10 protein-coding genes are annotated in these 8,903 nt (G+C 56.3%); 4 read left to right on the top strand and 6 right to left on the bottom strand.

The annotated features are described in order from the left end of the window. The 4 genes from AC07VR_RS24745 to AC07VR_RS24730 all read right to left on the bottom strand — a co-directional run. A partial coding sequence (locus AC07VR_RS24745) for an SH3 domain-containing protein (RefSeq protein WP_495012853.1) occupies positions 1-942 on the bottom strand: 942 nt, incomplete at its 3' end. Between the two features lie 227 nt (positions 943-1,169). Continuing rightward, positions 1,170-2,348, bottom strand: coding sequence for an MFS transporter (locus AC07VR_RS24740; protein WP_495012902.1), 1,179 nt, complete (start codon positions 2,346-2,348; stop codon positions 1,170-1,172). 29 nt (positions 2,349-2,377) lie between these two features. Next, positions 2,378-2,698, bottom strand: coding sequence for a chromate resistance protein ChrB domain-containing protein (locus AC07VR_RS24735; protein ID WP_495012852.1), 321 nt, complete (start codon positions 2,696-2,698; stop codon positions 2,378-2,380). 159 nt (positions 2,699-2,857) lie between these two features. Beyond that, complete coding sequence (locus AC07VR_RS24730; RefSeq protein WP_495012851.1) at positions 2,858-3,757, bottom strand: LysR family transcriptional regulator; 900 nt, start codon at positions 3,755-3,757, stop codon at positions 2,858-2,860. 109 nt (positions 3,758-3,866) lie between these two features. On the opposite strand from AC07VR_RS24730, the gene AC07VR_RS24725 reads away from it, so the two are divergent. The 4 genes from AC07VR_RS24725 to AC07VR_RS24710 are packed head-to-tail and all read left to right on the top strand — an operon-like array spanning position 3,867 to position 6,438. Further along, entirely contained in the window at positions 3,867-4,496 is a 630-nt protein-coding gene (locus tag AC07VR_RS24725; protein WP_495012850.1) for an NADPH-dependent F420 reductase, read from the top strand. 19 nt (positions 4,497-4,515) lie between these two features. Further along, positions 4,516-5,358, top strand: coding sequence for a DODA-type extradiol aromatic ring-opening family dioxygenase (locus tag AC07VR_RS24720; RefSeq protein ID WP_495012849.1), 843 nt, complete (start codon positions 4,516-4,518; stop codon positions 5,356-5,358). Continuing rightward, entirely contained in the window at positions 5,351-6,019 is a 669-nt protein-coding gene (locus AC07VR_RS24715) for an alpha/beta hydrolase (protein ID WP_495012848.1), read from the top strand. The genes AC07VR_RS24720 and AC07VR_RS24715 overlap by 8 nt, the downstream gene beginning before the upstream one ends. Before the next feature lie 17 nt (positions 6,020-6,036). Next, entirely contained in the window at positions 6,037-6,438 is a 402-nt protein-coding gene (locus AC07VR_RS24710) for a DoxX family protein (protein WP_495012847.1), read from the top strand. A gap of 145 nt (positions 6,439-6,583) precedes the next feature. Here the strand turns inward: AC07VR_RS24710 and AC07VR_RS24705 are convergent, their stop codons facing one another. After that, positions 6,584-7,780: an MFS transporter gene (locus AC07VR_RS24705; RefSeq protein ID WP_495012846.1), complete on the bottom strand. Its 1,197-nt coding sequence runs from the start codon at positions 7,778-7,780 to the stop codon at positions 6,584-6,586. A gap of 189 nt (positions 7,781-7,969) precedes the next feature. Beyond that, positions 7,970-8,881, bottom strand: coding sequence for a LysR family transcriptional regulator (locus AC07VR_RS24700; protein WP_495012845.1), 912 nt, complete (start codon positions 8,879-8,881; stop codon positions 7,970-7,972). Positions 8,882-8,903 lie beyond the last annotated feature (22 nt).

Raw genomic sequence — 8,903 nt, 5'->3', positions numbered from 1 at the left:
CTGCTGTTGGGGCAGTCTCTGTTGCGGCAGCGGCTGCGGTTGTAGCTGCGGCTGAGGCATTAGCTGCGGCTGATGCGGTAGCTGTCCCGACTCGCGCTGCTGTTGGGGCAGTCTCTGTTGCGGCAGCGGCTGCGGTTGTAGCTGCGGCTGAGGCATTAGCTGCGGCTGATGCGGCAGCTGTCCCGACTCGCGCTGCTGTTGAGGCAGTCTCTGTTGCGGCAGCGGCTGCGGTTGTAGCTGCGGCTGAGGCATTAGCTGCGGCTGATGCGGCAGCTGTCCCGACTCGCGCTGCTGTTGGGGCAGTCTCTGTTGCGGCAGCATCTGCGGTTGTAGCTGCGGTTGTAGCTGCGGCTGAGGCGTTAGCTGCGGCTGATGCAGTAGCTGTCCAGCCCCGTGCTGCTGTTGAGGCAGTCTCTGTTGCGGCAGCATCTGCGGTTGTAGCTGCGGCTGAGGCATTAGCTGCGGCTGATGCAGTAGCTGTCCAGCCTGGTGCTGCTGTTGAAGCAGTCTCTGTTGCGGCTGCTGTAGCCGTGAATGCATGTGAATGTGACGCCAGCGAGCACGATGGCGGAACCAGTCCCGATTGTGGTAGTGGCGGTTCCAGTAGCTGTCGAAGCCGAAGATCAGAATGGGCATACCTATCTGGGCGCCATAGTAGGGTATTACCGCGCGCTGCCCGTAGTAATCGTACTCAAGTAAGTTGCCCGCTATCCAACCGCGTTCGCCCTGCCAGCTGACATCGCACCACTGCCAGTCGCCGAGGCAGCCATAGATCGTCACCATCGAGCCCCGAGGTACGGTCAGGATGGGCGGATAGGCGAGGTCCGGGCCGGTCCTGAGGATGCTGTTGGAAATGGTGTAGGCAAACTGGTCCTGAGCAAAGGTCACGGGAGTGAACAGGCACGCAAGCACTCCAATGATCAAGTAGATAATCGATTTCATGTCTCGGGCCCTCTGTACAGAGAAATCATTCTACATCCCTTTTTCAACCAGTTGACCGAAGGCTTCGAGCTCGCCCTTGTCCAGGTCGGACACCGCAATAAAACGCGCTGTAGAGTAAGCAGCTCCAGTTCTGATCAGGAATATAACCGAGAGAACAATTTTATAAAAAACAACACGTTATGAACAAAATGAATGAATTTTCCCCTTGTCTCGGCACGCCCCCCTATCTAGCGCTTCTGGTCGCTTTCTTCTGGTGGTCGTATATTCCGAAACATACCAAGCAGCAGTAAGTCGTAGGTGATCTTCAAACCGCCCGCGATCACCAATGGCCAACCAAAGGTCGATAAGCCCAGCAAATAACCAGCAAGCAGCGGGCTCAAAGCTGACGCCAGGCTACGTGGGACCGTCGTGATACTGGCCGCAGCTGCGCGCTCCCCGGGCGGCACGATTGCCATGATGTAGGAGCTACGAGTCGGCACATCCATTTGCGACAACGCGCTGCGCGCAAGCAGCAAGATAATTGCCAGGCTCAATGTCGGCATCAGTGGAATGAGGATCAAGAACAGGCTAGAGGGTAAGTGCGTAAACACCATCGTATTCACGAGTCCAAACCGATCGGCAATGCGGTTCGCCGCCAGATATGAAAACGCCGTCAATACTCCGGTCCAGAAAAAAATCTCGCCAGCGACCGTGGTGGAAAGCTGAAACTTCTCGAAAAGCCACAACGCAATCATCGATTGCACCACAAAGCCACCCCCGAACGCATCCAGGCTGAACAAGGCTGCAAGGGTATAAACGACCCGCTTCGATTTTTGTAATGGTGCAGCCTGCGCCTTGTGCTCGTCTGTGCCGATCTCCTGAGGTAGCGTGGAATAAATCAGCGCCGATGCCAGTCCCAATAAGCCGTAAAGGATAAACATCGCTTGTAGCGCTTTTTTCCTGTCGAGCCCGGATGTCGCGACTATCCAATCAGGCGCACCAGCGAACAGCGCACCAAATGCGGCAGCCAACGCAGCGATCAGACTATAGCGGGCAAACACCGCCGTTCGCCGGCGTTCGTCTACCAAACCGGAAAGCACAGCGTGCTCTAGCGGCAAGAATACGCTGACGTCGCCGCTGGACGGATTCAATGTCCCGACTATGGCAATCATCAGCAAAGGCCAGAAATCGGTGACAGCCGCAAAACCAAAACCGGTTCCCGTCATGAGCAGCGCGGCCATTAACAACAACAGGCGGTAGGTAAAACGATGAGCATAGAGGCCAACCAGGAGCGTCAATACACCTGAGCCTAACAGCGTGCCGGTGGCGATCATCCCAACTTCAAGCGGCTGCATGCCCAATGCCAGCAGATAAAGTGGCAGCAGCAAGCTGACGTAACCGTCGGCGAATGCCCGCAAGCCTCGCACGCATAGCACACGGGAAAGAACCGGCGAGTTCACTTGACCCAGCGTGCAGGGCTTTTTCCGACCGCGCCGCAGATCCAGCCGGTAGGCGCCTGCCCCTCAACGTTTGCGTCCAAACTTTCCGTTGCGGCGAGAGCATGGGACGCGGCACGGATAAGGCTGGTTGCAATGATCATGGATTTCATCTGATTCACCTGAATGTCGTAGGGTGTCGCGCCTATCTCGGCCGCTACTTTGACGACATCATTGGCAGGCACATACAAAAACTCCGGCACCGGATCAATGAAGCGTGCAATCAGCCAGGGGTAAGCATTGCGGTCAATTTTCGGCCGCTCACGGGTAATCCATTTCATGAATTAACCTCTCTTTCGTTACGCTGCGGGTTGACTGGACACCGTCTGGAGATCATTGGAGCACCCTGGCGAAATGGATGATTCCAGCCGCACAGCAGCCCGCCAGGGTGATCATCATGCCCAATTTGAAGCGGAACAGCGCTAGCATCGCCATGCCTGTCACTGCTCCCAATGAGGACGGGCAAATCGTTCCGCCAAAAAATTTATGAGTACGCGAACCTTGGGTGGCAGGTGCTTGCGAGAGGGATACACCACGTAGATCCCCAATTCGACGGACTGGTACTCGGGCAGAATCTCTACCAGGTCGCCAGAGCGCAAATCATCGGCCACCATGAAGCTGGGCTGCAAAGAAATCCCTCCCCCCGCTAACGCAATGCTGCGACAGGTATCGCCATTGTTGCAGCGAACAACCGAGCGTGTACGCACGCTTTCACCGCCATCAGGGCCCTGGAATTGCCATTCATTCCCGCTGGCAAAGTTTGTATAGGCAATCACGCCGTGCTCTGTCAGATCAGACAACGTGCGGACTGGAGCATGGCTAGCCAAATACGCGGGTGAGGCACACAGGCACATCCGAGTGCTGGCCAAACGCCGCCCGACCAAAGAAGAATTTTCCATACGCGCAATGCGAACAGCGGCATCGAACCCCTCCTCTACAAGATCCACCAGCCGGTCATTCAAGCTGATGTCCAATTCGACTTTGGGGTAGGCCTTCATGAAGTCAGCCCATACCGGAGCCAGGTGCAGCACACCAAAACTGACCGGGGCGTTCACCCTGAGCACCCCACTGGGCTCCGGCGCTGCCGACGAAACAGCCTCCTCCGCCTGATCCATCAGCGCCAACACCTCGCGCGCCTGGTGGTAGAACTGCCGCCCCTCCTCAGTCAACGAAAGCCGGCGAGTCGTGCGGTGCAGTAACCGTGCACCCAAGCGCTCTTCGAGCCCACTCACATAGCGCGAAATGGCCGCCTTGGACATCTCCAGCGGCTCAGCGGCCCCTACGAAGCTGCCCTTGTCGACGACCATGCAGAAGACCTGCATCTCCAACGCCCGATCCATAATTGTCTCACTTAGTGGAACTATTAATCACATTCGGCCTTATTTATCTCAAATTTTCAACCTATAAACTTAGCCCATCGAAACGCAAATCAACGCAAACGAGGTAGCCATGAAAATCACAGTAATTGGTACCGGGAACATGGGTTCGGCGTTCGCAAAACAGTTGTCCAGTGCCGGACATATCGTTCGAATCACCGGCCGTGACATCGACAAGGCCCAAGCCTTGGCCGCTCAGTTTGAAAATGTCAGCGCCTATCCTGCTGCGCAAGCCTTGGGTGACAGCGACGTCGTTGTCGTTGCGACTGCCTACGGTGACGCTGCAGCGGCACTGCAAAGCCTGGGTGATCTGACGGGCAAAGTTGTCATCGACATTACCAACCCGCTGAGCGCTGACTACATGTCGTTGACGATCGGTCACGTGACCAGCGCCTGCGAAGAAATTGCCAAAGCGGTGTCTCAAGCCCACGTGGTTAAAGCGTTCAACACCCTGTTCGCTCAAGTGCTCGCAGATGGCCCTGAATTCTCTGACAACCAACGTGGCAGTGTGTTTGTCGCAGCTGACAATGACCGTGCCAAACAGACCGCGATCTCGCTTGCACAGAGCATGGGCTGGAACACGGTGGACGCTGGTGGACTAATCAATGCCCGTTACCTCGAGCCACTGGCAGGCCTGAACATCTATCTCGGCTATAGCGCAGGCCTGGGCACTTCCATCGCCCCGGTCTGGCTTAACAAGTAATCATTTCGGAGTCCCTACCATGAACACTTCGTTCCCCCTGTTGTTTGTGTCTCATGGTGCTCCGATGTTTGCCATCGAGCCCGGTCTGGCGGGTCAACGTCTGGCCGAGCTCGGTCGCGAACTGCCGCGACCTGATGCCATCGTCATCCTTTCCCCACACTGGATGACACCTGGCGAAGTCCGCGTTACAGCGAGCACCGCCCCTAACACCATCCACGACTTCGGCGGTTTTCCCGAGGCGTTGTACCAGTTGAACTACCCCGCGCCAGGCGCTCCGGCTCTGGCAGCCCATATCGTGGGTCTGTTGCAGACAGCGGGATGGAAATCCCGACTCGATCCTCATCGAGGTCTGGATCACGGCGCCTGGGTACCCCTTTTGTATCTGGCTCCCGAGGCTGACGTACCGGTGGTTCAGGTTTCGATGCCTGCCAGGCTCGATACACACCAGGCCTGGAAACTGGGTGAAGCGCTCAAGCCGCTTCGGGATATGAATGTGCTGATCGTGGCCTCTGGAAGCCTTACCCATAACTTGTATGAGTTTCGTGGGGCGACCAGCCACGGGGCTGACTACGTGAAAGAGTTTGCTGCCTGGACAGCCCAGACACTGCAAGCGGGTAATACCGATCACCTGCTGGACTACAAGCAACACGCGCCTTCAGCCGAGCGAGCCCATCCAACCGATGAGCATTTCTTACCGCTGCTTATCGCCTTGGGCGCAGCCGGCGAAAGCTATGAAGCACGCATCCTGGAAGGCGGCGTGACCTACGGGGTACTGGCGATGGATAGCTACCTTTTTTCCTCGACCAACACTGATGGAGTCGAGCCGACTCAACCCAGCCAAGGCGTTGCATACCATGCGTGACACTACTTTTTCTGAACCGGTCCGAGAGCCGGAGTCGGGCCTGTTTTTCCGTAAGGCGAGCACCTCGGCCCCCAGGGCCCGCCTGCTGCTGCTGCATGGCGTAGGCTCGAATGAAGCGAACCTCGCAGCTCTGGCCGGATCCCTGCCCCAGGAGCTGGAGCTGATTCTGCTCCGCGGCCCGCTGCAGGTTGGCCCACAAGGCTTCGCCTGGTATCAGGTGAACTTCACCAGTAATGGCCCCTCGTTCAATCAAGAGCAGGCGGAATCCAGTCGCAAACTCTTGCATCGCTTCATTGGAGCGCTGCCCAAGCTGCCCACCGTGATCGCAGGTTTCAGTCAGGGCGGCATCATGAGTGCGAGCCTCGGGGTCACCGAACCTGAGCAGGTTGCAGGCTTCGCGATATTGAGTGGACGGATGCTACGGGAAATTGCTCCCCAGATCGCAACACCCGATCGGCTCAAGTCGGTCTCGGCCTTCATCGCCCATGGCCATCAGGACAACGTCTTACCCGTCGATTGGGCGAAAGAAGCTGACGCCTGGCTGGATCGAATTGGCGTCGTACACGAAACACATTTCTACAACATGGCCCACGAGATTGTCGCTGAAGAGCTGGCCGATTTTTCGCAGTGGCTGACAACCACGCTGTCACTTTCTAACTAAACAAAAGGAACCTCACCATGATTGATTCACGTACCGCTCCCTACGCCGCATTTGCTATGCGCCTGGCACTGGGCATCATGTTCATTGCTCACGGCCTGACCAAAGTTTTGGTTTTCACGCCTGCGGGCACTGCCGGCTTTTTCGAATCCATAGGTTTCCCCGGCTTCCTGGCCTACCCGGTCATGGCATTTGAAGTAATCGGCGGGTTGATGCTGGTATTGGGTGTCTATGCACGCTGGGTAGCCGCGATTGCCGTTCTTCAGCTTTTCGTTGCTGCGACCGTACACTTCGGCAATGGCTGGAGCTTCACCAATGCCAACGGTGGTTGGGAATACCCAATCTACCTTTGCGTGACTGCTCTGGTTGTGGCCCTGCTGGGTGATGGTGTTTTCGCTGCCAAGACCTCAAGCAAGGCGTAACAGCAACCTTGAAAAATGTGTCGGCGCTTGGGTAGATTATCCAGGTCGCCGGCACATTTTCTGTTCAGCGGGATCTTCGTCTGCTCCCCGCCAAGCCACCTATCCGGACGTGAAGCCGGTGTGTGGAAATCCAGCGGTAACTCGGCTAAGTGCCACTTTCCGCCGTTGCGTACTCTGTGTTTTTAGAGCGATCGACTTGCAGCAACAGCAGTAACAAACCCATGCCGGAGACAACAGCTGCCATCACCCCAGTGTAGGAAATGCCTACAGCACTGATGGTGGCCCCCCCGAGCAACGAACCTAGCGCAATACCCGAGTTAAATCCGGCGATGTTCAAGCCGGCCGCCACGCTGTGCGCACCATGAACATGAACTTCGGCGATGCCAAGCAGGCGAGCCTGCAACGCTGGTACAGCGGCGAAGCTCAACAGGCCCAGTAACGCGACCAGAATAGCCATGCTGATGGGCGAGCTAACCAGCAGCCACATCGCCAACAGCACCATCACGATTCCGGCGACTATTATCAAGCTCGCCCGATCCACGCCGAGACTATCAGCCATTTTTCCGCCGATGATGTTGCCAATCGCCGCCGCCACACCGTAGATCATCATGTAAATGCTGACGGTATACCTGCTGAGTTCAGTCAGCTGGATCAGGATCGGTGCGATATAGGTGTACAGGATGAATGTGCCTCCGTAAGCCATGACTGTGACCAGGGTACCGACCAGCAGCTTAGTGTTGAACAGAGCGCGCAACCCCTGCTGCGCACTGTTGAGAGGATGCTGGACAGACTCTTGGGGCGGCTCCTTCATGCCCAATAGAAGGCCGAAAAAACCGAGCGCACCAAACGCTGCAATGGAGAGAAAAAGTGGCCGCCAGGAAACAAAACTGCCCAAGTAAGTGCTGATAGGGACACCGATAGCCATCGCCAGGGTGAAGCCGCCAAAAACCAACGCAACCGCACTGCCCGCCCGATGCGGACCGGCTAACCGCGCGGCGGTACTCGATGCGACGGCGAGAAACAAACCGTGCCCCATCCCCGCAACGAACCGAGCGCCCAGCATCGTCGTAATGTCACTCGATAGCGCGGCGACCAGGCTACCCAGGCTGAAGATGACCCCCGTCACCAACATGACATTCTTGCGCGGCCAGCTTGCGGTGAGCGCACTCAAGATCGGGGCCGAGAAAGTGGCGCCCAGGGCATAAGCAGTAATCGCCTTACCCACCTGCCCCACGTCGACATTCAAACTGCCCGCCATGACGTCGGTAAGACCTATCGGTACAAACTCGGCCAGCCCCAGCGCGAACGCGCTGAGGGCGAATATGTAGATGACGAAAGGCATTTCAGAGAACTCCTTACTCGATGCCAGGCAACGTGCTCGGCAATTGATAAGGGCAGATGCTATTCACTCGTCGAGCATCAAAAAAATCAACAAAACAGCCAGCATGTATAAAATATTTTATACATGCTGCTGCAACCCTCTCTTAGGTACCCGCCCTCAAACCGTATTCGAGTGTTCTACGAAGCTTTATTAACCGAGACTCGATGCAAACACGCCTTGTTGAACAAGCTCAGCCAAATAATCACGAATAAAACCTATACGGGGATTACGAAGCGCTCCTTTGTTCCACGCCAGGTAAAAAGAGTTCTCAGGTGGCGGCAATGGAAAGGTGATCGGTACTAACGCCCCGACAGCCAGGCTGGCGTGACAAAGATACCCTGGAATAACCGACCAACCGTGCCCTGCACGCACCAGTAATTCGACAATCCGCATATCAGGTACTGTGATTGCCGCCTGTAACAACGGTTGCGCTTTGAAAGCCCCCAGCCAGAAACTTCGAATCAACGGAAGCTGTTCGTCATAAGCAATCAGTGGAAAGCTTTCAAGGGTCTGGGCAGTGACATTTCGTGCTTCTATCTGCTGAGCAAGCGCTGGCGCGGCAACCAACAGCAAATGCTCGGTCGCCAAATGAATGTACCCATGCCTGACATCGTCGGGAATTGAAGCGGTTATCGCCAAGTCCGCGGTGCCGTCATTGAGCAAGGCGTAAATACGTTCGCGGTTTCCTGTGTGCAAGCGTAATTGCAAGCCTTGCGTGATCAAGGGCGCAAGAGCCAAAGCCATATGCGTATACAGAAAATCTGAAGGCCCGACGATGTGGAGAGTCCAGCCTAGAGGCGTCGACACGTTTCTCAATGTGGTGATTTTTGCCTCCAGGCCATCCAGGTGTGGCGCAATCGCCCGAGCCAAATCATCCGCGGCAGGTGTCGCCACAACGCCCCGTGCACGTCGAACGAATAGCGGTTTTCCAACCAACGACTCTAGTGCCTGGATGTGCATTGAAGCAGCAGGCTGGGTGATACCCAGATGATCGGCAGCTTTAGAAAAAGACCCGGTTCTGTAGGCCTCCAAAAAGGTGCGTAAGTAGTTGAGATGACTCATGGTCACTATCGCCTATAAGACC

The organism is Pseudomonas sp. GW821-FHT02H09 (assembly GCF_059421425.1).
Note: the sequence above shows the minus strand (reverse complement) of the source record. Positions and strands in the feature narration are given on the sequence as shown.

Bases quoted from the DNA above. Each gene is read 5' to 3' on its own strand.
- AC07VR_RS24735 (WP_495012852.1), bottom strand. From the start codon at position 2,698: ATGAAATGGATTACCCGTGAGCGGCCGAAAATTGACCGCAATGCTTAC.
- AC07VR_RS24730 (WP_495012851.1), bottom strand. From the start codon at position 3,757: ATGGATCGGGCGTTGGAGATGCAGGTCTTCTGCATGGTCGTCGACAAG.
- AC07VR_RS24725 (WP_495012850.1), top strand. From the start codon at position 3,867: ATGAAAATCACAGTAATTGGTACCGGGAACATGGGTTCGGCGTTCGCA.
- AC07VR_RS24720 (WP_495012849.1), top strand. From the start codon at position 4,516: ATGAACACTTCGTTCCCCCTGTTGTTTGTGTCTCATGGTGCTCCGATG.
- AC07VR_RS24715 (WP_495012848.1), top strand. From the start codon at position 5,351: ATGCGTGACACTACTTTTTCTGAACCGGTCCGAGAGCCGGAGTCGGGC.
- AC07VR_RS24710 (WP_495012847.1), top strand. From the start codon at position 6,037: ATGATTGATTCACGTACCGCTCCCTACGCCGCATTTGCTATGCGCCTG.
- AC07VR_RS24705 (WP_495012846.1), bottom strand. From the start codon at position 7,780: ATGCCTTTCGTCATCTACATATTCGCCCTCAGCGCGTTCGCGCTGGGG.
- AC07VR_RS24700 (WP_495012845.1), bottom strand. From the start codon at position 8,881: ATGAGTCATCTCAACTACTTACGCACCTTTTTGGAGGCCTACAGAACC.